The organism is Polynucleobacter sp. AP-Feld-500C-C5 (assembly GCF_018882265.1).
Classification (GTDB): Bacteria; Pseudomonadota; Gammaproteobacteria; order Burkholderiales; family Burkholderiaceae; genus Polynucleobacter.
In genome coordinates this window covers 1-1,162 of record NZ_JACVOW010000010.1, presented here as the reverse complement: position 1 = coordinate 1,162, position 1,162 = coordinate 1, and the positions used below count along the sequence as shown (strand labels likewise).

Below are 1,162 nucleotides of genomic sequence, written 5' to 3'. Positions count from 1 at the left end.
TTACTACCCTGTGTCAGGAGTTCGGTATCTCTAGAGTGACTGGCCATAAGATCATTGATCGTTATAAAGATAGTGGTTTAGAAGCCTTTACGGATCGCAGTAGACGACCCTTTCGGCAAGCCAACCGCTTGCCCTTCCAGGTCGAGCAATTGATCGTGAACCTCAAAAAAGAGTTCCCGACCTGGGGCGCTCCTAAACTGCGAGACCGCTTGCACACCCACTATCCCGAGCTAGTTTTACCAGCTAAGAGCACTGTACACGCTGTACTGGATCGCCATGGTTTAGTCAAAAAGAAACGGCGCCGGTATGGCAAGCTTGAAGGTACCGCATTAAGTAATACGCAATCCCCTAATGCCCTATGGTGCGTGGATTACAAAGGGGAGTTTATGCTCGGCAATAAGCAGTATTGCTATCCTTTAACGGTCACCGACTATGCCTCGCGCTTTTTGATTTGTTGTGAGGGCTTAGAAAGTACCAAAGAAGCCGGAGCCTTTACCGTCTTTGAGCAACTCTTTAAGGAGTATGGCTTGCCAGGCAGTATTCGCTCGGACAATGGGGTACCCTTTGCTAGCCCCAATGCCATTTATGGTCTCTCGAGTTTGTCCGTGTGGTGGCTGCGCTTAGGGATTGGGATTGAGCGTATTAAGCCAGGCAACCCCCAGCAAAATGGCCGGCATGAGCGCATGCATTTAACACTCAAGCAAGCGACGACTAAACCCCCTGCCAAAACACTTTTGCAACAACAAGATAAGTTTGAAGACTTTATCTATGAGTACAACTTTGAGCGACCCCATCAAGCCTTGGAGATGAAAAAACCTGCGCAGCTCTATACCCCATCAAGTCGAAAATATGAAGGGCTCCCTGATGTCAGTTACCCCTTCCACGATAAAACAGTCACTGTGACTAAATGCGGCAGGATCTGTCTGGGTAATCAAAAGATTCACTTTAGTACCGTGTTCGCTGGCCATGATGTAGGACTGCGCCAAGTCGAAGACGATGTGTGGTTAGTGAGCTTTATGGATTACGATATGGCTTACTTTGATATGGAATCTCATAAAGTTAGTGCCCTAGAGAATCCATTTGGTCCCAAAGTATTGGGGTGAACGGCAACTGTAAACTATGTGGTCGGTACCGGATGTAAACCATGTGTCCGGTACGGACC

1 protein-coding gene is annotated in these 1,162 nt (G+C 48.0%); it reads left to right on the top strand.

Annotated features, from left to right (window positions below):
• Positions 1-1,103: integrase core domain-containing protein (locus ICN21_RS01660; protein ID WP_216176289.1), on the top strand; the 1,103-nt coding region annotated here is incomplete at its 5' end.
• Positions 1,104-1,162: the final 59 nt, after the last annotated feature.